Source organism: Nocardioides sp. FY1077 (genome assembly GCF_058681775.1).
In genome coordinates, this window is record NZ_JBZWDB010000003.1 from 1,010,239 (window position 1) to 1,031,365 (window position 21,127).

Annotated in this window: 19 protein-coding genes; 14 read left to right on the forward strand and 5 right to left on the reverse strand. The window is 75.5% G+C overall.

Going from position 1 to position 21,127, the window contains the following annotated elements:
• Nucleotides 1-8: 8 nt before the first annotated feature.
• Together AC4OR8_RS14445 and AC4OR8_RS14450 are read right to left on the reverse strand one after the other, a co-directional pair.
• Entirely contained in the window at nucleotides 9-1,349 is a 1,341-nt protein-coding gene (locus tag AC4OR8_RS14445) for an FHA domain-containing protein (RefSeq protein ID WP_492166256.1), read from the reverse strand.
• The gene (locus AC4OR8_RS14450; RefSeq protein WP_492166257.1) at nucleotides 1,346-2,167 is read right to left on the reverse strand and encodes a PP2C family protein-serine/threonine phosphatase; all 822 of its coding nucleotides are present in this window, start codon (nucleotides 2,165-2,167) and stop codon (nucleotides 1,346-1,348) included. Before AC4OR8_RS14450 ends, AC4OR8_RS14445 begins: the two co-directional genes overlap by 4 nt.
• A gap of 321 nt (nucleotides 2,168-2,488) precedes the next feature.
• On the opposite strand from AC4OR8_RS14450, the gene AC4OR8_RS14455 reads away from it, so the two are divergent.
• The 5 genes from AC4OR8_RS14455 to AC4OR8_RS14475 all read left to right on the forward strand — a co-directional run bounded on the left by AC4OR8_RS14455 (nucleotide 2,489) and on the right by AC4OR8_RS14475 (nucleotide 8,083).
• The gene (locus AC4OR8_RS14455; protein ID WP_492166427.1) at nucleotides 2,489-4,510 is read left to right on the forward strand and encodes a helicase-associated domain-containing protein; all 2,022 of its coding nucleotides are present in this window, start codon (nucleotides 2,489-2,491) and stop codon (nucleotides 4,508-4,510) included.
• 10 nt (nucleotides 4,511-4,520) lie between these two features.
• Entirely contained in the window at nucleotides 4,521-5,066 is a 546-nt protein-coding gene (locus tag AC4OR8_RS14460) for a CGNR zinc finger domain-containing protein (protein WP_492166258.1), read from the forward strand.
• Between the two features lie 9 nt (nucleotides 5,067-5,075).
• A complete protein-coding gene (locus AC4OR8_RS14465) occupies nucleotides 5,076-6,716 on the forward strand; it encodes a DNA repair helicase XPB (protein WP_492166259.1) in 1,641 nt (546 codons plus the stop codon).
• Nucleotides 6,717-6,834: 118 nt separating this feature from the next.
• Nucleotides 6,835-7,260 carry a hypothetical protein gene (locus AC4OR8_RS14470; protein ID WP_492166260.1) on the forward strand — a complete coding sequence of 142 codons (426 nt, stop codon included), beginning with the start codon at nucleotides 6,835-6,837 and terminating at the stop codon, nucleotides 7,258-7,260.
• A 94-nt stretch (nucleotides 7,261-7,354) separates the two neighbouring features.
• Nucleotides 7,355-8,083: a VOC family protein gene (locus tag AC4OR8_RS14475; RefSeq protein WP_492166261.1), complete on the forward strand. Its 729-nt coding sequence runs from the start codon at nucleotides 7,355-7,357 to the stop codon at nucleotides 8,081-8,083.
• Between the two features lie 37 nt (nucleotides 8,084-8,120).
• Here the strand turns inward: AC4OR8_RS14475 and AC4OR8_RS14480 are convergent, their stop codons facing one another.
• A complete protein-coding gene (locus AC4OR8_RS14480; protein ID WP_492166262.1) occupies nucleotides 8,121-8,924 on the reverse strand; it encodes a hypothetical protein in 804 nt (267 codons plus the stop codon).
• Between the two features lie 565 nt (nucleotides 8,925-9,489).
• On the opposite strand from AC4OR8_RS14480, the gene AC4OR8_RS14485 reads away from it, so the two are divergent.
• From AC4OR8_RS14485 to AC4OR8_RS14500, 4 genes are read left to right on the forward strand one after another with little or no spacing between them, the layout of a single operon-like run.
• A complete protein-coding gene (locus tag AC4OR8_RS14485; RefSeq protein ID WP_492166263.1) occupies nucleotides 9,490-10,596 on the forward strand; it encodes a FecCD family ABC transporter permease in 1,107 nt (368 codons plus the stop codon).
• A 17-nt stretch (nucleotides 10,597-10,613) separates the two neighbouring features.
• On the forward strand, nucleotides 10,614-11,630 hold the full coding sequence (locus tag AC4OR8_RS14490; RefSeq protein WP_492166264.1) for an ABC transporter substrate-binding protein: 1,017 nt from the start codon (nucleotides 10,614-10,616) through the stop codon (nucleotides 11,628-11,630).
• Entirely contained in the window at nucleotides 11,627-12,415 is a 789-nt protein-coding gene (locus AC4OR8_RS14495; RefSeq protein ID WP_492166265.1) for an ABC transporter ATP-binding protein, read from the forward strand. The genes AC4OR8_RS14490 and AC4OR8_RS14495 overlap by 4 nt, the downstream gene beginning before the upstream one ends.
• Nucleotides 12,412-13,110, forward strand: a complete 699-nt coding sequence (locus AC4OR8_RS14500; protein ID WP_492166266.1) for a class I SAM-dependent methyltransferase — start codon at nucleotides 12,412-12,414, stop codon at nucleotides 13,108-13,110. Before AC4OR8_RS14495 ends, AC4OR8_RS14500 begins: the two co-directional genes overlap by 4 nt.
• Before the next feature lie 264 nt (nucleotides 13,111-13,374).
• On the opposite strand, the gene AC4OR8_RS14505 is transcribed toward AC4OR8_RS14500, so the two are convergent.
• Nucleotides 13,375-15,822, reverse strand: a complete 2,448-nt coding sequence (locus AC4OR8_RS14505; protein WP_492166267.1) for an alpha/beta hydrolase — start codon at nucleotides 15,820-15,822, stop codon at nucleotides 13,375-13,377.
• A gap of 71 nt (nucleotides 15,823-15,893) precedes the next feature.
• Entirely contained in the window at nucleotides 15,894-16,622 is a 729-nt protein-coding gene (locus AC4OR8_RS14510) for a hypothetical protein (RefSeq protein WP_492166268.1), read from the reverse strand.
• A gap of 120 nt (nucleotides 16,623-16,742) precedes the next feature.
• Here AC4OR8_RS14510 and AC4OR8_RS14515 point away from each other — a divergent pair, with 120 nt between their 5' ends.
• The 5 genes from AC4OR8_RS14515 (at nucleotide 16,743) to AC4OR8_RS14535 (ending at nucleotide 21,001) form a co-directional block, all read left to right on the forward strand.
• Nucleotides 16,743-17,672, forward strand: a complete 930-nt coding sequence (locus AC4OR8_RS14515) for an RtcB family protein (protein WP_492166269.1) — start codon at nucleotides 16,743-16,745, stop codon at nucleotides 17,670-17,672.
• Complete coding sequence (locus AC4OR8_RS14520; protein ID WP_492166428.1) at nucleotides 17,623-17,919, forward strand: RtcB family protein; 297 nt, start codon at nucleotides 17,623-17,625, stop codon at nucleotides 17,917-17,919. Before AC4OR8_RS14515 ends, AC4OR8_RS14520 begins: the two co-directional genes overlap by 50 nt.
• Before the next feature lie 149 nt (nucleotides 17,920-18,068).
• Nucleotides 18,069-19,268, forward strand: a complete 1,200-nt coding sequence (gene serA / locus AC4OR8_RS14525; RefSeq protein ID WP_492166270.1) for a phosphoglycerate dehydrogenase — start codon at nucleotides 18,069-18,071, stop codon at nucleotides 19,266-19,268.
• An 86-nt stretch (nucleotides 19,269-19,354) separates the two neighbouring features.
• Nucleotides 19,355-20,245 carry an oxygenase MpaB family protein gene (locus tag AC4OR8_RS14530; RefSeq protein WP_492166271.1) on the forward strand — a complete coding sequence of 297 codons (891 nt, stop codon included), beginning with the start codon at nucleotides 19,355-19,357 and terminating at the stop codon, nucleotides 20,243-20,245.
• Nucleotides 20,246-20,371: 126 nt separating this feature from the next.
• The gene (locus AC4OR8_RS14535; RefSeq protein ID WP_492166272.1) at nucleotides 20,372-21,001 is read left to right on the forward strand and encodes an HD domain-containing protein; all 630 of its coding nucleotides are present in this window, start codon (nucleotides 20,372-20,374) and stop codon (nucleotides 20,999-21,001) included.
• The last annotated feature ends 126 nt before the right edge of the window (nucleotides 21,002-21,127 follow it).

Genomic DNA, 21,127 nt, shown 5'->3' on the forward strand with positions numbered 1-21,127 from the left:
GGCTCCGCTCAGGGCTGGGTGACCTGGATGGTCACCCCATCGCCGAGGTCGATCAGGGCACCCGGGATGAGCTGCACCGCGATGCCGGGCTGGAGCGACTCCGACGGCAGACCCGGCTGCACCAGCACGGTGCCGTTGGTGGAGCCGAGGTCGGTGACCACCGCGCTGCCGTGGTCGGCGCCGGAGCCGGGCCGCACCTCGAGGTGGGTGGAGCTGATCTCCTGCTGGGGGCTCGGCACGGTGACCAGGCGGGGCTGCTCGGTGGAGGTGAACCGGCGCGCCTCGGGCGCCCGGCCCACCAGCACGACACGGTCGACGTCGACGGTGTCGCCGCTGGAGACCACGAGGCGGGCCACCGGCCGGGAGGTCACCACCGGCGCCTGCGGCTGCCCGGGGATGCCCGGCTGCGGGCGGGCGAACTCGTCGGGGTCCCAGCTGCCGGCGCGGGTCATCCCGTCGTGGTCGGGGGTGGGCGGCGGCGGCGGGAGGTCGGGCGCGGGCGGCGGGGCGGGGAGCTCGGCGCCGTCGGCGGGCTCGGCCGGCTCGGCCGGCTCGGCGTCCAGCTCGAAGCGCTCGGTGGGGAGGTCGTCGAGCGCCGTGGCGCCCGCCGGGGCCGGGGCGACGGCGTCCTGGGCCGCCACCGGCTCCTCCGCGGCGCTGCTCTCGACGTCGTGGTCGGTGGGCTGCTGGGCCGGGTGCACGTCGGGGGCCGGCACGGGGACGGGCACGGGCAGGGGCTCGGGCAGGGGGTCCGACAGGGGGTCCGACAGGGGGTCGGGCACGGGCTCGGGCGCGGGGTCGACCACGGCCACGGGCTGGGCGACGGGCTCCGCCACCGGCTGGGCGACCGGCTGGGCGACCGGCGGGGCAGGCACCGGCGGGAGGCCGCCGCCGTCGCCGGGCATCGGCGGGTCGTCGACGCGGGAGACGCGCACCAGCCCCGAGCCGATCACCAGGTCGTCGCCCGACGCCGGCGCGCCGAGCAGCACGGTGACCCCGGTGACGTCGGACAGGGAGCGCTCCACCCACGTGCTGGCGGTGGTGCCGTCGAGCTCGACGGTCTCGGAGGCGGTGGAGAGCGCGCAGGTGACCGCGCCGCGCACCACGGCCCGGGTGGTGTCGCCGACCTCGCTGACCAGCACGAACCCGGGCAGCTGGCGCAGGCCACCGGCGATCAGCGCGTCGAGCACGGCGTCGACGTCGGCGCCGTCGTCGACCATCTCCCACAGCGGCGCGACCCGCGCCCGCTCGGAGGGCGGCAGCGCCACGAGCAGGTGGGCGCCGAGGACGGCGTACCACTCACCGGGTCGGTAGGACCGCGGGCGGGACGGGGGCAGGACGTCGGTCACGGGAGGGCTCCCAGCTTCTGCTCCAGGCTCACGCGCTGGCGCTCGGAGTCGTAGGGGTGGTCGTGGGCCAATCCCACCACATCGACGACCACCGCCGTGGCGTTGTCCTTGCCCCCGGCCGCGACGGCCGCCGCGACCACCTGGTCGGCGGCGTCGCGCGGGTCGGCCGCGCCGGCGAGGATCTCCTCGATGCGGGCGTCGTCGATCATCCCGCTGACGCCGTCGGAGCAGAGCACGAGCCGCTCCACGGCGGTCAGCGGCAGCAGGAAGTAGTCGGCCTCGGCGCGGTCGGGCCCACCGAGCGCGCGGGTGATGATGTGGCGCTCGGGGTGGACCGCGGCGGCGTCGGCGGTGATGGTGCCGGCGTCGACGAGCTCCTGCACGACGCTGTGGTCGACGCTGACCTGCTCGAGGCGGCCGTCGACGAACCGGTAGATGCGGGAGTCGCCCAGGTTGGCCAGCAGCCACTTCGGCTCGTCGGCGTCCTCGACCAGCAGGGCGACCACGGCGGTGGTGCCGGCGTGGGAGGCGGGCCCGCCCCCGAGGCGCTGGTGGGCGCCGTACTGCTCGATGCGCAGCTGGCAGGCCACGAGCGTCTCGGCCACCACCTCGGCACCGCGGCCGGGGTCGTAGCCCTGGTCGGCGAGGCGGGCGAACTCCTCCACCACGATCGCGCTCGCGACGTCGCCGCCGTCGTGGCCGCCCATGCCGTCGGCCACCACGAACACCGGTGGCGCGGCGAGGAAGGAGTCCTCGTTGACCTGGCGCACCCGACCGACGTCGGTGGCGGCGCCGTGGTGCAGCTCGACCTGCTTCACCACGTCCTCCGCCACCCGCGGGCCACGCCGGTGGGCCCTGATGGGGACCGGCTGGATAACGTGGGAGGGATGTCCGAGACCGGGAACCGATCGTTGGCCGACCAGCTGCGCGCCTGGCCGGACGAGCGGCTGTCGCGCCTGCTCCTGGCTCGTCCCGATCTCGGCACTCCCGCCCCTCACGACTCCGGACAGCTCGCGTCCCGGGCGGCGACCCGGGCGTCGTTGCTGCGTGCGCTCGACCAGCTGTCCCGGCTCGAGCTCTGCGTCCTAGATGCCCTCGTCGTCGCAGGCCAAACCACACGCGACGAACTCTTGACCCTGGTGCACGCCGACCGCACCCGGGCCGGGGCCGCGCTCGACCTGCTGGTCGACCTCGCGCTGGTGTGGGAGTCGACCTCGGGGCCCCGCCCGCTCTCCGGCGTCGCGGAGCTGGTCACCGGCGGGCCCGAGCTGGGCGTGAGCGGCCTGCGGACCCGCAGCGCCCCCGCCCCCTCCCCCGCCGACGTCGAGCGACACCTCGCGGCGCTCTCCCCGGCGGCCCGGGCGCTGCTGCAGCACGTCGTCGAGCAGGGCGGCGAGGCCACCACCGGCAACGCGCGGCACACCGTGCTGCCCGCCGAGGCCAGCACCCCCGCCGAGGAGCTGCTGTCGCGCCGGCTGCTGGTGGCGCGCGGCGGCGGCACCGTGGTGGTGCCCGGCGAGGTGGGGCTGGCCCTGCGGGGCGGTCGCACCACCACCGAGCCCGTCGACGTGGCCCCCGAGGCCGTCACCACCGCGCGCGAGCAGGCGCAGGTCGACCGCACCGCGGCCGGCGCGGCCTTCGACGCCGTGCGCCGCACCGAGCTGCTGCTCGACGCCTGGAGCACCCGGCCGCCCTCGGCGCTGCGCAGCGGCGGGCTCGGCGTGCGCGACCTGCGCGCGGCCGGGGCGCTGCTGCACGTCGACGAGCCGACCACCGCCCTGCTCGTGGAGACCGCGGCGGCCGCCGGACTGCTGGCCACCGGCACCGGGCCCGACGGCACACCGGCCTGGCTGCCCACCGACGACTACGACGCGTGGGTGGCCCGCGACGCCGCCGCGCGCTGGCGGGTGCTGGCTGCGGCGTGGCTGGAGAGCCCCCGCCTCCCCGGCCTGGTCGGCACCCGAGACACCGCCGGCAAGGCGTGGAACGCGCTGTCGCCGGAGCTCTCGGGCGTGCACGTCACCGAGAGCCGGCGGATGGCGCTCGAGGCGCTGGCCGGGCTGCCGCGCGGCCAGGTGCTCGCCACCGGCACCGGCCTGCCGTCGCTGCACGCCCGGATCGCGTGGCACCGTCCGCGTCGTCCGCGCACCCGCACCGACCAGGTCACCTGGGCCCTCGAGGAGGCCTCGGCGCTCGGCGTGAGCGGCCTCGGCGGGCTCGCGTCCTACGCCCGCCCGCTGCTCGACGACGAGGGCGACACCGCCGCGGCCCGGCTCGCGCCGCTGCTGCCGGAGCCGGTCGACCACGTGCTGCTCCAGGCCGACCTCACCGCGGTGGCCCCCGGGCCGCTGGAGTCGACCCTCGCGCGGCGCCTGCAGGTGGTGGCCGACGTGGAGTCGCGCGGCGGGGCCACCGTCTACCGGTTCACCCCCGCCTCGGTGCGCCGCGCCCTCGACACCGGCTGGAGCGCGGTGGAGCTGCACGAGTTCCTCGACGGGGTCTCCCGCACGCCGGTGCCGCAGCCGCTGACCTACCTCGTCGACGACACCGCCCGCACCTTCGGGTCGGTGCGCGTGGGCCACGCCGAGGCGTTCCTGCGCGCCGACGACGCCGCAGCGCTCTCGGAGATCCTGGCCCACCCGCAGGCCGTCGGCCTCGAGCTGCGCCGCCTCGCGCCGACCGTGCTGGTCTCCACGCTGCCCATCGACCTGCTGATGCCCCGCCTGCGCGAGCTGGGCGCCGCACCGGTGGTGGAGGCCCCCGACGGCACCGTGCACGTCGCCCGGCCCGACCAGCTGCGCGCCCGCACGCCCCGCGAACGCCGCTCCGGCGGGCAGCGCGCGGCCCGCGACGGCGCCCGGGTCTCCGCCGTGGTCACCGCGGTGCGCTCCGGCGACCGTGCCGCCACCACCCGCCTCCAGGCGCCGGGCAGCGCGCTCACGCCGTCGGGCTCGCTGGCAGCGCTGCGCGAGGCCGTCGAGCTCGGCCTGTCGGTGCTGATCGGCTACGTCGACAACCACGGCACCCGCACCGAGCGCATCGTCGACCCCCTCACCGTCGAGGGCGGCCAGCTCACCGCCCGCGACCACCGCGCCGACGACGTGCGCACCTTCGCGGTGCACCGCATCACGCGGGTCGAGCCGGTGGCGGCCGGCTCGTAGGCTCGGCGACGTGGACGTCGAGGGGTACGCCGAGCGCGCCGCCGTCCTGGTCAACGCCTCCGTGCGCCACGTCGACGACCTGCGCGCCCTGCTGGTGACCCGCCCCGAGCTGCGCGAGGCGGCGGGCGAGCGCGACTGCCTGCTGGTGCGCCGGCTGCAGCGCGAGCTGCTGCCGGTGTTCGCCGCCGCCGCTGCCGGGGAGGGCCGGGCGGTGCTGGCGGGCCTCGACGAGCTGCTGCTGGCCCACCCGGTGACCCCGCGGATCACCGCCGGCGACGACGGTCCGCGACTGCGGGTGGGCTCGCGGGGCGGCTCGGTGGGCGAGCAGCTGGTGGGCGAGTCGCTGCTCGGGCTGGCCACCCTGGCGTGCGAGCTGGGGCCGTCGCGGCTCGGCACCTGCGCGGAGCCGCGGTGCGAGCGGGTGTGGGTCGACACCTCCCCCAACCACTCCCGACGCTACTGCTCCGACCGGTGCGCGTCGCGGGCCCACGTGGCAGCCCACCGGGCCCGGCGCCGTACGACGGCGGGCGGGGCCGGGCGACCGGGACCTGCGTAGGCTTCCCAGGTGAACGACGGCCCCCTCATCGTCCAGTCGGACAAGACCCTGCTCCTCGAGATCGACCACGAGCGCGCCCAGGACTGCCGCAAGGCGATCGCGCCGTTCGCCGAGCTGGAGCGCTCCCCGGAGCACGTGCACACCTACCGGCTGACCCCGCTGGGGCTGTGGAACGCGCGCGCCGCCGGCCACGACGCCGAGCAGGTGGTCGACACGCTGCTGGAGTTCAGCCGGTACGCCGTCCCGCACTCGCTGCTCGTCGACGTCGCCGAGACGATGGCCCGCTACGGCCGGCTGCGCCTGGAGAAGCACCCGGTGCACGGGCTGACGCTGGCCAGCACCGACCGCCCCGTGCTCGAGGAGGTGCTGCGCGCCAAGAAGATCTCCGGCATGCTCGGCGCCCGCCTCGACGACGACACCGTGGTCGTGCACGCCTCCGAGCGCGGCAACCTCAAGCAGGCGCTGCTCAAGCTGGGCTGGCCGGCCGAGGACTTCGCCGGCTACGTCGACGGCGAGGCCCACCCGATCGAGCTCGACCAGTCGGAGTGGCACCTGCGCGACTACCAGCGCGACGCCGCCGAGTCGTTCTGGCACGGCGGCTCCGGCGTGGTGGTGCTCCCGTGCGGCGCCGGGAAGACGCTGGTGGGCGCCGCCGCGATGGCCCACGCCAAGGCCACCACGCTGATCCTGGTCACCAACACCGTCTCGGCGCGGCAGTGGAAGGACGAGCTGATCCGACGCACCTCGCTCACCGAGGAGGAGATCGGCGAGTACTCCGGCGCGGTCAAGGAGGTGCGCCCGGTGACGATCGCGACGTACCAGGTGCTGACGCTGCGGCGGAAGGGCGCCTACCCCCACCTCGAGCTGCTCGACGCCCGCGACTGGGGCCTGATCGTGTACGACGAGGTGCACCTGCTGCCCGCGCCGATCTTCCGGATGACCGCCGACCTGCAGGCACGCCGCCGCATCGGCCTGACCGCGACGCTGGTGCGCGAGGACGGCCGCGAGGGCGACGTGTTCTCGCTGATCGGGCCCAAGCGCTACGACGCCCCGTGGAAGGACATCGAGTCGCAGGGCTGGATCGCGCCCGCCGACTGCGTCGAGGTGCGGGTCTCGCTGCCCACCGACGAGCGGCTGGTCTACGCCACCGCCGAGCCGGAGGAGCGCTACCGTCTCGCGGCCTGCACCCACCACAAGGTCGACGTGGTGCGTGACCTGGTGGCCCAGCACCCCGGGCAGCCCACGCTGGTGATCGGGCAGTACATCGAGCAGCTCGACGAGCTCGGCGCCGCCCTCGACGCTCCCGTGATCAAGGGCGAGACCACCGTGCGCGAGCGCCAGCGACTCTTCGAGGCGTTCCGCACCGGCGAGATCGGGCTCCTGGTGGTCAGCAAGGTCGCGAACTTCTCCATCGACCTGCCCTCGGCCGAGGTCGCCATCCAGGTGTCGGGGTCGTTCGGCTCCCGCCAGGAGGAGGCCCAGCGCCTCGGGCGGCTGCTGCGACCCAAGTCGGAGGGCAAGACCGCGCACTTCTACACGATCGTCTCCCGTGACACCGTCGACGCGGAGTTCGCTCAGAACCGGCAGCGCTTCCTCGCCGAGCAGGGGTACGCCTACCGCATCGTCGACGCTGAGGACCTGCCGGCCTGACGGGGCGGTTTCCCCGGCCGGCCGGGGAAACCGGAACTGGGTGGCTGAAATTTCGGCCACCCAGTGGCAGTTTCCGCCTCCCAGTCCCGGGTGTCGTGGCGACGGCGAGACTGGCCCCATGGATCCCGAGGGGTACGACGACGACGCGGCCATGGCGGCCGGGATCGCCCGGTCGGAGGCGACGGGCGAGATCGGCGAGTGGCGGCGCCGCATGCGCACCCGGGCGTTCGCGGTGGTCGTGCCGGTGGCCGGCCCGTCGGCCGTGCTGGGCGCACCGCAACGTCGGCCGTCGTGGCGCATGTCGTGGTTCGCACCGGGCGAGGCCCCGCTCGACCCCGACCTGACGCAGGTGCTCGCGCCCGTGCGCGCCCTGCGCGACAGCCTGCTGGCCGTCGCGCTCGTCCGGCTCGAGGAGGGGTCGACGGCGGTGACGGTGCACGTCGAGCGGCGCGACGGCCCGGCCGAAGCCTGGGTCAGGGCGTCCGACGGGGACGACGTGCCGTGGGAGGTCCGGCCCGCCGAGCCCCTGGTCTGGCTCCCCTGACGACCGGCCGGCGGTCGACGCCGCACACGCGTTGCGGTGGGCGCCGTCAGCTCCTAGCGTGCGAGGCCCAGCGCCGAGCAGCCCCGGAGCGGCCATGACCTGCGACCTGCACGCGATCACCGTCGACGCGGCCGAGCCCCGGGCACTCGCGCGCTTCTGGGGCGGTCTGCTCGGCTGGGAGGACACCGACGACCCCGTCCCCGGGGTCGCCGCCCTCCTGCCCGGCGACGACACCGGCTTCCGGCTCCGCTTCGCACCGAGCACCGCGCCCAAGGTGGTGGCCAACCGCATGCACCCCGACCTGACGAGCGCGTCGCCGCAGGAGCAGCAGCAGACCGTGGCGCGGGCCCTGGCCCTCGGCGCGCGACACCTCGACGTCGGGCAGACCCCCGAGGACGGGCACGTCGTGCTCGCCGACCCCGAGGGCAACGAGCTGTGCGTGATCGAGGCGGGCAACGCGTTCCTGGCCGACTGCGGCTTCGTCGGCGCGCTGGCAGGCGACGGCTCGCAGCAGGTAGGCAACTTCTGGAGCGAGGCGCTGGGCTGGCCGCTGGTGTGGGACCAGGACGGGGAGACCGCGGTCCGCTCCCCCCACGGCGGCCCGAAGCTCACCTGGGGCGGGCCGCCCGTGGAGCCCCGGGCGGGGAAGGTGCGCTGGCACCTCGACCTGGTGCCGACCACCGGCAGCGACCAGGCGGGCGAGGTCGGGCGACTGCTCGCGCTCGGCGCCCGGCACACCGACATCGGCCAGGGCGACGTCGCCTGGGTGGTGCTCGCCGACCCCGACGGCAACGAGTTCTGCGTGCTGCCCGCCCCCGGGTGAGCCGGGCGCGGACGGCGTGCACCGTCGCGCCGGCAGGTCAGGCGGTGGAGCCGGCGCCCGCGCCGGCGTCCACGGGCTCCTCGCTGGGAGTCTCGCCCTCGACCACCGCGCGCAGTCGCTCGACGGCGGCCTCGGCGTACGCCCCGATCGCGTCCCCGCCCGAGGCGGTGTCGAAGTCGGTGTAGCCGACGAACGTGACGTGGTTGCCGACCCGCGAGGCGGTGGCCCACAGGCCGAACGGCAGCTCGGAGCCGCCGCTGGCGACCGAGCCGGTCGCCACCAGGTTGAACTGCTGCTCCCCGCCCGCCGACGTCTCGTCGTCGACCTCCACCGACAACGACACCGTGGTGCCCTCGTCGTCGGTCTCCTCCACCGCGGTGCAGTCGGCCAGCGCGCCCTGCACGGCCTCGAAGGTCGCCTCGGCCTCCTCGACGCCGGGGTACGACGACACGCTGCTGGTGAGCGCCGGGAACGCGAGGTCGTTGGTGGCCTCGTAGTCGCGGGTCTCGTCGGTCGGCGCGTCGGCGCGCTCCACGTCCTCGAGCGCACTGAGGCAGCCGAGCTCGGCGTCGGACTCCTCGTCGTCCTCCTCGGCCTCGACGAAGCCGCTGCCGACGTTCTCGGGGCTCAGGATCGCCTCGGTGGCCTGCTCCGCGCTCAGCACCGCGACCTCCTCGTCGCTGCCGGAGGCCCCGGCGCCCTCGCTGCTGCCGGCGTCACCGCCCTCGAACGAGTCCTCCGAGCCCCCGCAGGCCGCCGCTGACAGCGCCAGCAGCCCGCTGGTCAGGACGGCGGCGACGCGGCGACGTGCGGTGCGGGACGGCAGGGCGGAGCGGCGCATGGGAGTCCTCGTGGGGCCGGGTGACGGGGTCGCCAGTGTGCCGCAGCGGCGGCGCCCGCGGCGTGGAACGGCACCCCGGCTAGACCACCGTGCGGGCACGGTGGACCTCGACACGAGCCCCTCGTCGGTCGAGCAGCGAGCGCCAGCGAGCGTTCGAGACCCCTCTCGGCCGCCAGGGGTCTCGATACACCTCGTCGCTGGCGCTCCTCGGCACTCGACCACCGAAGCGGCGGCTCCTCGGCACTCGACCGACGAAGTCCGCTCTCGTCGGCGACAGCCAGCTTCTGCGACGGCCCTTCGTTGGTCGAGTAGCGAGCGCCAGCGAGCGTATCGAGACCCCTCTCGGCCGCCAGGGGTCTCGATACACCTCGTCGCTGGCGCTCCTCGGCACTCGACCACCGAAGCGGCGGCTCCTCGGAACTCGACCACCGAAGCGGCGGCTCCTCGGCACTCGACCGACCAAGCGGCGGCTTCTCGGCGCTCGACCAACGCAGCGGCGGCCCTCCGGCACCGCTAACGCCACTGCTACGTTGTTGCGCATGATCTGCAACAAGGGCCCGGGTCGGTGACCGAGCTCCTCGCCCCGGACGTCGCCGCGGGCGCCCTGCCCGACGGCGACCCCCTCGGTCTGCGCGCCCGACGGCGGCGTACGACGCGGTGGCTGGCCGGCCTCGTCGTGGTCCTGGTCGCCACGGTGCTGGTGGGCGTCGGGGCCGGGGCGGTCGCCGTCGACCCGCTCACCGTGGCCGGCGTGGTGGGCCACCACCTGGTCGGCGTGCCGGCACAGGCGACGTGGAGCGCGTCCTCCGACGCGATCGTGTGGCAGGTGCGGCTGCCGCGGGTGGCGCTGGCGGTGGTCGTGGGCGCCGGGCTGTCGGTCTGCGGCGTCGCGCTGCAGGCCATGGTGCGCAACCTGCTCGCCGACCCCTACCTGCTCGGCATCAGCTCAGGCGCCTCCAGCGGCGCCGCCGCGGCGCTGCTGTTCGGGCTGGCCGCCGGGCTCGGGCAGCACGCGCTGCCGGTGAGCGCGTTCGCCGGGGCGCTGGCCGCGTCCCTGCTGGTCTTCGTCGTCGCCCGCTCGGCCGGGCGGATCACCTCGGTGCGGATGCTGCTGGCCGGGGTGGCCGTCGGCTACGCCCTCTCGGGCCTCACCAGCTTCCTCGTGTTCGCCTCCGGCTCGGCCGAGGGCGCCCGGTCGGTGATGTTCTGGCTGCTGGGCTCGCTGGGCCTGGCGCGCTGGGACGCCCAGCTCGCCGTCGTGGCCCTCGTGGTGGTGGCGACCACGCTGCTGCTCACCGCGTGGGGCCGTCCGCTCGACGCGCTCGCCGTCGGCGACGAGACCGCCCACGTGCTCGGCGCCTCCCCCGACCGCCTGCGCACCCTCCTGCTCGTCGTGGTGTCGCTGTGCGTGGCCGTGGTGGTGGCCGCCGCCGGCGCGATCGGCTTCGTCGGGCTGGTCGTTCCCCACCTCGCGCGCCGCGCCGTCGGCGCCACCCACGCCCGGGTGGTGCCGGTGGCCGCGCTGATGGGTGCGGTCCTGCTCGTCTGGGCCGACGTCGCCGCCCGCACGCTGCTGGCGCCCCAGGAGGTCCCCATCGGGATCGTCACCTCCGTCGTCGGCGCCCCCTTCCTCCTCCTGCTCGTGCGCCGTCTGCACGCCGCAGCAGCCTGACCCTCCAGGAGCCTCCCGTGACCCGCCCCGCCCGCTCTCCCCGCGCCACCCGCCCGGCCAGGTACGCCGCCGCGGCCGCCGGCGTCCTGCTGCTCACCGGCTGCGGCGCCGACCCCGGGGCCGTCGCCTCCGGCACGACCGGGCTCGGCGGCGCGCCCGTCGTCGTGGACAACTGCGGCGCCGAGGTGGCCTTCGACGCGCCGCCGTCGCGGGTCGTGCTGCTCAAGAGCGCCGCCGTGCCGTTCCTCCACGAGCTGGGGGTGCTCGACCGCGCGGTGGCCCGCGCCGGGCAGTACCCCGAGGCCTACTACGACGACGCGACGCTCGCCGAGCTCGACGCGGTCCCGCTGCTCACCGACGAGACCGACACCGGTGGCCACCTGCAGGTCTCGCAGGAGGTGGTGCTCGCGCAGGCCCCCGACCTGGTGCTCGGCGAGGTCGACAACCTGTCGCGCGAGACGCTCGCCGCCGTCGGCGTCCCGCTGCTGGAGGAGCCGGCGCTGTGCGACCTCGCCGGCGCGGCGCCCGGCTTCGACGACGTGTGGTCGCAGCTCGCGCTCTACGGCGAGGTCTTCGACCGTGCCGAGGAGGCCGAGGCGGCCGTCGCCGACCTGCAGGACCGCCTCGCCGCGGTGCGGGAGCGTGTCGGCGAGCCCGACGGGCGCACCGCCGCGGTGCTCTACCCCACCGTCGGGGGCGGCACGACGTACGCCTACGGCACCGGGTCGATGGCCCACCCGCAGCTCGAGGCCGCCGGGCTCGACAACGTGTTCGCCGACGTCGACGAGCGGGTCTTCGAGGTGACGCTGGAGGAGCTGCTCGGCCGCGACCCCGACGTGCTCGTGCTGCTGCACGGCGACGGCGACCCGGCCGCGGTGGAGGCGGCGCTCACCGACCTGCCGGGCGCTGACGAGCTGACCGCCGTGCGCGAGGGCGAGGTGATGACGCAGCTGTTCAACTTCACCGAGCCGCCCTCGCCGCTCGCCGTCGACGGGCTCGAGGCGATCGTCGACCGGCTCGGCCCGCAGCCGTGATCGCCGCGACCTCGGTGTCGTGGTCCTACGGCGGCCGGCTCGTGGTGGACGACGTCGACCTGCAGGCGACACCGGGGCGGGTGCTCGGGCTGGTCGGACCCAACGGCAGCGGCAAGACCACGCTCCTGCGGCTGCTGCACGGCGCACTGCGCTCCCCCACCGGGTCGGTGCACGTCGACGGCGAGCCGCTCGCCGGGCTGGGCCCGCGGGCCGCGGCGCGACGCCTCGCCGTGGTGGTGCAGGAGGGCGGCGGGGAGTCGACGATGAGCGTGGCCGAGATGGTGCTGCTCGGGCGCACCCCGCGCCTGGCGACCTTCCAGCGCGCGGGCACCCGCGACCACGCCGTCGCCCTCGACTGCCTGCGCCGCGTCGGCGCCGCCCACCTGGGTGCGCGCGCCTTCGCCGGGCTGTCGGGCGGCGAGCGCCAGCGGGTGTTGATCGCCCGGGCGCTCGCGCAGGAGGCCACCCACCTCCTGCTCGACGAGCCCACCAACCACCTCGACGTCCGCTACCAGCACGAGGTCCTGCAGGTCGTGCGTGACCTCGGCACCACCGCGGTCGTGGTCCTCCACGACCTCAACCTGGCCGCCCGCTACTGCGACGACCTCCTGCTGCTCGGCGACGGACGGGTGGTGCGCGCCGGGCCCGCCGGCCACGTGCTCGACCCCGACGTGCTCGAGCGCGTCTACGGCATCGGGGTGCGCCGCCTCGACGTCGACGACGAGATCCACCTGCTGTTCCGCCCCCGGGCCGATCCGGGCCCCCACGAGAGGAGGTCCGCATGAGCGTGCAGGACCGGATGGACGACTACTGGACCCGCCGCGCCCCGGCGTACGACGCCGCGCAGCACCGCCCCGAGCACGCCGGTCGCGACCGCGACCTGTGGGCGCAGGTGTGGTCGGCCGCGCTGCCCCCGGCGCCGGCCGACGTGCTGGACGTCGGCACCGGCAGCGGGTACGTCGCGACCCTGCTCGCCGAGCTGGGCCACCGGGTGACGGGCACCGACCTGGCCGAGGGCATGCTCGCCGTCGCCCGGGAGCGGGCCGCCGCGATGCCCCGCGGTCCGCGCATCCTGAAGGGCGACGCGGTGGCCCCCGACTTCGCCGACGCGTCGTTCGACGTGGTGACCGGGCGCTACGTGATGTGGACGCTGCGCGAGCCCCGGGTCGCGGTGGCGGCCTGGCGACGGGTGCTGCGCCCCGGCGGGCTGCTGGCCGTGGTCGACAGCACGTGGTTCCCCGACGGGCTCGACGCCCACGGCAGCCCCGACTTCACCGGCGCCTACGACGCGCAGGTGCGCGACGCGCTGCCGCTGGCCGAGGCGTCGTCGATCGACGCGACCGCCGCGGTGCTGGAGGCGGGCGGGTTCGGCGAGGTCACCGTCACCCCGCTCACCTCGCTGCTCGAGCTCGACCGCGAGCACGGTGCGAGCCCGGGTCACCACGTGCAGCTGCAGTACCTGCTGACCGCGCGCTGCTGACAGGTCGATGCACCTCGTCCAACGGAGCTCGGTCGCCAGAGGTCTCGATACACCTCGTCGCTGGCGCTCCTCGGCACTCGACCAACGGAGACCGGTCGCCAGAGGTCTCGATACACCTCGTCGCTGGCGCTCCTCGGCACTCGACCAACGAGGCGGGTTCGGCACTCGACCAACGGAGCTCGGCTCGGCGGTCGAGCAGCGAGCTCACCGCGGCCCGGTCCGGATCCGCCCCCCGACGGACCCGGCCCGGGCGCGGCCGTCCGGTCAGTCGCGGGGGCCGTCGTCGTCGACGACGACGCCCCGGGCGACGTAGCGGTCGGTCATCAGGCCCTCGAGCGCCCAGGCGCTGAGCTGCACGATCGTGCGCCGGGCCTCGCGTCGGCGGTCGGCCTCGTAGCGCACCGGGACGACGCCGCTGGTCTGCCCGGGCGCCAGGTCGATGACCAGGCGCTCCCGCGAGCCCCGGGTGTCGCCGGTGGTGACCACCACGACGCGACCGGGGCGCTGGAGACCGGTGACCGTGTAGGGCAGCTCCAGCACCGAGGCCCCGGGGCCGTCCCCCTCGCGCTGGCGCACGTCGCCGAAGTCGATCGTGGCGAGCCGGCGCTGCGGCACGGCCACCGGCGCGGCCGGCGCGACCGAGACGTCGGCCACCCAGACCCGGCCGGCGTCGTCGCGGGAGACCAGCTCGACGCCGGTGACGCGGGAGGTGTTGATGCCCTCGGCGGCGCCGGCGTCCACGAGCAGCGCCTGGCCCCAGATCTTGGTGGTGCCGCGCGGCAGCGCCCGCAGCACGCCGTCGCCCTCGGGGGTCAGCACGGCGCTGGCGCCGTCGGCGTCGGTGAGCCGCACGTCGACCTGCACGTCGCCGACCCGCGGGTCGACCAGGGTGCGCAGCTCCAGGCGGCCGGCGCCGACGTCGAGCGGCTCGTCGAGCAGCAGCCCGCCCCGCTCGCCGACGGCGTCCCAGGCCACCTCGAGGAACGACCGTGTGGGGGTCCGCTCGCCCTGGTGGATCCAGTGCGGCGCCACCTGTCCCTGGAGGTCGCGCCCGCACGCCGCCAGCAGCCCGTCGTACGCCGCGACGCCGCGGCAGAAGCGGGTGTCGGCGCCCTCGGGCAGCGACCGACCGGCGTCCTGGGCGGGTGCTCGCACGTCGCGACCACCGCCCAGCGCGTGGCTGAGCACCTCGGCGTCGCCGGCGGAGCCCACGGTGACGCGCGAGCCGTCGAACAGCGGCAGGAAGGCCTGCTCGCCGGTGAAGAGCCGGGCGGCGCCGGCGACGTAGGTGGCGCCGACGGCGCGCTGCTCGGCGTCGTCGAGGCGGCGCGGGTCCTCGGTGCCGCAGGAGCGGCGCTCCCCGCCGAACCAGTCGTCGAACGACGGCGCCGCGGCGACCCCGGGGGTCCACTCGGAGTTGAAGTAGTTGTGGTTGGCGCCGAGCACCATCACCGAGCTCTTCAGCGAGGTGTCGTCGGCGGCCAGGTCGCGGCTGTAGTCGGTGAACCGCTGGCCCTGCAGGTCGTAGACGTCGCCGTCGCAGGCCGGCAGCAGCGTCACGGTCGGCACGTACGGCGCGGTCTGCGTGCCGAAGTTCGTCGGGGCGATCAGCACCTGTCCGGCGATGCGGTAGGGCGCGGACAGCGGCACCCGGATCGAGGCGCGGTCGACGCCCTCGCCGCCGCGGCTGTGACCGACGAGCACGACCTGGTCGAGGTCGACGTCGTGCGCGGCGGCGATGTCGGTCCAGTGGTCGAGGTGGTGGGCGATGAGCTGCGCCCGGGCGCCGGCCCCGCCGTCGTCGAGGCGGTAGTCCTGGGCGTTGATGCCGTTGACCCGGATCGAGACGGTGACGAACCCCTGGCTGGCCAGCAGCCGCTGGGTCTGGTCGTAGCCCAGGTGGCTCGGGATCTCCTCGAACGGCGCCCGGCACGGCCAGCTGTCGGACCACGCCCGCGGCCGGTCGGGGTCGTAGCAGACGCCGTGGCGTCCGTGCTGGAAGAGCACGAGCGGACGCGGTGCGGTGGCGTCGCCGGCGGGCTCCACGACGTGGCCGACGACCTCGACCGGCTCGGGGAGGCCCTTCACCGGCACCGGGTCGAGGGTGTAGTCGCTGGTCACGACCTCCTCGGGCCCGGGCACGCCCGGGTCGGCACCCAGCCGGGCGAAGCCCTCGGTGTACGGCGCCGTCACCGCCCGGGCGGTGGCGAGCGGGGCGGTGGCGCGCGCGGCGTCGGCGCCGGGCTCGTCGAGGCGGTCGCCGGAGAGCAGGACGTCGAGGTCGGCGGGGTCGGGTCGCTGCGCGGTGCGCACCGTCGCGGTCACGGTGCGACCGTCGGCGCCGATCGTGGGAGCACCGAAGCCGAGCCCGTCGCCGGTCAGCGTGGGCCGGTCGGAGCCGAGCGGGAGCCGCGTCGGGGAGGTCCACGACACGCGCCACGTGCCGTCCCCCGAGGGCGCCACGCGCCAGCGACCGGCGTCGGCGGACCCCGTGCGCTCGTCGGGGGCGGCCTGGGCGGGCAGCCCGGCGGCCAGCCCGGTGACCAGAGCGGCGGGCAGGAGGGTGGTGATCGCCAGCGCGGCGACGGCGGCGCGGCGGCTGGGGAGGCGGCTGGGGAGGCGGCTGGAGATGCGGCTGGGGATGCGGCGTCGGGGGGTGCGCAGGAGCACGGTCTCGTCCATTCGTCCGGGGACGGACGTGGGGTCCGTCACGTGCTAGACGCCTCCAGGCGCCGTTTGGTTGCACCGGACCGGCCACCGATCCGGCGCACCCGCGGACCAGGTCAGTCGGGCACGGCCGGGAGGGCCGCGGCGTCCGTGTCGACGGCGAGCAGGTCGGTCGTCAGCGCACCCCGCCGGTCGCCGTCGATCGGGACCACCCGCACTGCCACACCGGTGGCGACGTCGAGGGCCACGTCGTGCGCGGTCGGGTGGTCGCGGCCGTGGAGGTCGGCGTCGTCGCCGAGCTCGAGGCGGTCGCTGACCTCCGACCAGAGCAGCGGGCAGCAGGAGCACCTCGGGTCGTAGCCGTCGACGGCGACCGCGCGGGCCCACCACACCTCCCGCCCGGCGACCTCGGCCGCGCGCAGGTCGCTCAGCTCCACCCCGCTCGCGAGCTCGACCGGGTCGAGCATCGCCACCCAGCCGTAGGACTGCCACATCGCGTCGTCGTAGTCGACCGCCCCACCCGCCCGCGTCGACGGCGGCCGTTGCACGACGAGCCCGTTGGCGTCGAGCCGGGGCGTCACGTCCCACGGACGCCACGTGCGCGGCGCCGCGCGCCGCCGAGGGGTCCCGGCTGCGCGCGGAGCCGCCGGCGCCGTGGCGTGTGGACGCTCGCGCACCTGGTGAGCGGAGCCGGCGGGCAGCCGCACGTCGAGCTGTCCACGCCCCCGGTCGAGCCACGCCTCCACCGGCGTCCCGGGCCCGCCCTCGTGGCGCAGGTGCGCCGTGCGCCAGCGCCAGGGCGAGCTGCGGGCCAAGGCGCGGAAGCGGTCGGGTGTGGGAGTCACGTGCCCACCGCAGCACACGGGAAACCGGGGGTGCCACGGGTTAACCGGCTCCTAGTCTCCCCCGGTGACGGGCCGTCCGGCCCGTCACCACGAGACAGGACCGCACGACAGGAAAGGACGATGGAGAGACTCACCCCGACGCTGCTGAGCTGGGCGTCCATCCTCGAGGACGGCACCCGCGCGCAGGCGGAGCGGACGGCGACCATGCCGTTCATCCACCCTCACCTCGCGCTGATGCCCGACGCCCACCTGGGCCTGGGAGCGACCGTCGGCTCGGTCATCCCGACCCTCGGCGCGATCATGCCCGCCGCCGTCGGCGTCGACATCGGTTGCGGCATGATCGCCGTGCGCACGGCGTGGACCCTCGAGCAGCTGCCCGCCGACCGCCGTCCGGTGCGCGAGGCCATCGAGCGGGCCGTCCCGCTCTCGGCCGGCGCCGCCAACCGTTCGGTCAGCCGCGCCCACACCGAGCGGCGGCTCGAGGAGCTGCGCGCGCTCGCCGAGGCCGCCGGGTTCGACCCCGCGGCGTACGCCGCGCGGTGGGAGCTGCAGCTGGGCACCCTCGGCTCCGGCAACCACTTCATCGAGGTCACCGCCGACGAGCGGTCGCGGGTGTGGCTGTTCCTCCACTCCGGCTCGCGCGGTGTCGGCAACAAGATCGCGCAGCGCCACATCGCGGTGGCGCGCCGGCGCTGTGAGGGCCTGGACCTGCCCGACCGCGACCTCGCCTGGCTCGAGGAGGGCACCGACGAGCTCGACCGCTACGTCCGCGAGATGCAGTGGGCGCAGCACTACGCCCTGCTCAACCGCGAGGAGATGATGGACCGGGTGGTCCGCCAGTTCGCGGAGTGGGTCGGTGCAGGCTCGGCCGACGACGTCGCGCGGCTGGAGGAGATCAACTGCCACCACAACTACACCGAGCGCGAGCACCACGCCGGCCGCGACGTGGTGGCTGACGCGCAAGGGTGCGATCAACGCCGAGGCCGGCCGGCCCGGCCTGATCCCGGGGTCGATGGGCACGGCGTCGTACGTCGTGGTCGGGCGCGGTGACGAGGACGCGCTGCGCTCCGCCCCCCACGGCGCTGGTCGCGCGTACTCCCGCAACCGGGCGCGGCGCACCTTCACCCGCGAGCAGCTGCGCGAGGCGATGGCCGGCATCGAGTACCGCGACACCGACGCCTTCCTCGACGATATCCCGGCGGCGTACAAGGACATCGACCAGGTGATGGCCGACGCCGCCGACCTGGTCGAGGTGCGCCACACCCTGCGGCAGGTCGTCAACGTGAAGGGCGACTGAGCAGCGCCGGGTCGAGCCTCGCGGCTGGTGCACGGAGGGGCGCACGTGTGCCCCTCCGTGCACCACGCGGACACCCCCACCCCGGGCGAGCCCGTCCACGCCTCATCGGCCGTTCGGCAGGAACGGCGGGGGTCTCTACCCTTGTCGGGGTGAAGGCACTGCTGCTCGAGAACATCCACCCGCACGCCGTCCAGGTCCTGGAGGACCGGGGCTTCGAGGTCGAGCTGCGCGCCGGCTCCCTCGCCGAGGACGAGCTGGTCGAGACGCTGCCGGGCATCGACCTGCTCGGCATCCGCTCGAACACCCACCTCACCGCGCGGGCGCTGGAGGCCGCGACCGACCTGCAGGCGGTCGGCTGCTTCTGCATCGGCACCAACCAGGTCGACCTCGCCACCGCGGCGGCACGCGGCGTGGCGGTCTTCAACGCGCCGTTCTCCAACACCCGCAGCGTCGTCGAGCTGGTGATCGGCGAGATCATCGCGCTGGCGCGCCGGCTCAACGAGAAGTCGAGCCGCATGCACGCCGGCGTGTGGGACAAGTCGGCCAAGGGCAGCCACGAGATCCGCGGGCGCACGCTCGGCATCGTCGGCTACGGCAACATCGGCACCCAGCTGTCCAACCTCGCCGAGTCGATGGGCATGCGGGTCATCTTCTTCGACACCGCCGACCGCCTCGCCCACGGCAACGCCCAGCGCATGCCGAGCCTCGACGCGCTGCTCGAGCGGGCCGACGTGGTGACGCTGCACGTCGACGGCCGTCCCGGCAACGCCGGCTTCTTCGGCCCCGAGCAGTTCGCCCGGATGAAGCCGCGCTCGCTGTTCATCAACGCCGCCCGCGGCATGGTGGTCGACACCGAGTCGCTGCGCGACCACATCCAGTCGGGCCACATCGCCGGCGCCGCGCTCGACGTGTTCCCCATCGAGCCCAAGGCGCAGGGCGACGTCTTCGAGTCGCCCCTGCGCGGGCTCGACAACGTCATCCTCACCCCCCACGTCGGCGGGTCGACGCAGGAGGCGCAGGAGGAGATCGGCCACTTCGTCGCCACCAAGCTGGCCGGCTTCGTGCTCGAGGGCCGCACCGAGCTCTCCGTCGACCTGCCCGCGGTCGCGGCCCCGCGCCTGCAGGTGGGCCACCGTCTCGGCTACCTCCACGTGAACGTGCCCGGCGTCCTCGCCGAGGTCAACCAGCTCGTCGCCGAGGCCGGTAGCAACGTCACCGGGCAGTACCTCGCGACCTCCGGCGAGCAGGGGTACGTCGTCACCGACACCTCCGAGCCGGTGCCCGAGACCGCCCTGAAGGCCCTCGCCGACTCCGAGCACACGCTGTGGGTCCGCACCTGGTCGGCCTGACCCCGGGCGCCGCGGCACCGCCCCACCGCGGGTCGCGGCCCCCTGCTCGCCCAGGGCGGGCGAGGACGCGTCCGTAGGCTCGACGCATGGTGACCCTGCGCGACCTGTCGGTGCGCGACCGGCTGGGACAGGCGCTGTTCGACCGCGTCGCCGGCCCCGACGGCGCCAAGCAGAGCGAGCGCATCCACACCCGGCCCGGGCCGCGGTGGTTCGAGCCCGACAGCGCGATCGTGCGGGTGCACAGCGACGCCTCGATGTTCGTCGGCGGCATCCGCGCCCTGCTGCTGCAGACCCTCCACCCCGCCGCGATGACGGCGGTCTCGGAGCACTCCGGTTTCCGCGGTGACATGTGGGGTCGCCTGGCGCGCACCAGCACCTTCCTGGCCACCACCACCTTCGGCCACGCGGACGACGCGCAGACCGCCGTCGACGTCGTGCGCCGCATCCACCAGCGCGTGGTCGGCACGATGCCCGACGGCACGCCGTACGCCGCCTCCGACCCGCACCTGCTGATGTGGGTGCACGTCGCCGAGGTCGACTCGTTCCTGCTGACCCACCAGGTCTACGGCAAGCACCCGCTCGACCAGGCCGGCCGCGACGAGTACGTGGCGCAGGTCGGGGTGATCGCGGAGAAGCTCGGCGTCGTCGACCCGCCCTCCACCGAGGCCGAGCTGCGCGAGGTGCTCGCCGCGTTCCGCCCCGAGCTGCGCGGCACCCCGCACGCTCGCGAGGCGGTGCGCTACCTGCTCTTCAAGCCGCCGCTGCCGCTGGCCGCGCGGGCGCCGTACGGCGTGCTGGTCGCGGCTGCGATCGCGCTGATGCCGGTGTGGACCCGGCTGCCGCTGCGCCTGCCCTGGCTGCCGGTCAGCGAGCGCACGGTGGTGCGGGTGCTCGGCACCCTCGCCACGGGCACCATCCGGTGGGCGATGACCCCGCAGCAGACCCGCGTCGCCGCCTCCGGGCCCGCCGCGCACTGACCGCACACCAACCGGGGCACCGACCGGCCGACCGACCGCGCACCGACGTCGGGTGGCCGGCAGGTGTCGTGCGGGTGAACCCCCCGGTGCTGGTGCGACCGGCCGCGGGCGCGTTGAATGGGGCCCATGGAACCTCCGGATCCGGACCTGTCCTCGCGCTGGCCCCTCACCGGGGCCGACGACGTGCGTGACGCGCTGCTCGCGGCGTACGGCGACCCCGCCCGCGGCTACCACGACCTGCGTCACCTCGGTGAGGTCCTCGACCGGCTCGACGAGCTGGCCGCCGGTGCACCCGACGGCGGACCGGCCCGCCTCGCCGTCGTGCTGGCCGCCTGGTTCCACGACGGGGTCTACGACGGTGAGCGCGACGCCGAGGAGCGCTCGGCGGCCTGGGCCGAGGACGCCCTCACGCCCCACCTGCCCGCCGACCTGGTCGCCGAGGTGGTGCGCCTGGTGCGCCTCACCGAGACCCACCAGCCCGACGACGCCGACGCCGCCGGCTGCGCGCTGTCGGACGCCGACCTCGCCATCCTCGCGGCTCCCCCGCGGCGCTACGAGGAGTACGTCGCCGCCGTGCGCCGCGAGTACGCCCACGTCGACGACGACACCTTCCGCGAGGGCCGGGCCCGCGTGCTGGCCGGCCTGGCCGAGAAGCCGACGCTCTTCCACACCCCCCACGCCCGGGCCGCCTGGGAGCGGCCCGCCCGGGTCAACCTCCACGCCGAGCTCGAGCGGCTCGGCGTCCAGCTCGTCTGACGCGCGCCACTGCCGAGCCGCCCTGTGACCGGGGCCACAGCCCGGACGGCAGCACGTGGCTGGTGAGGTTCCTGGGGCCTACGTGGCCGTTGAGGCGACTTTGAGCGATCAAATACCACCCGGCAA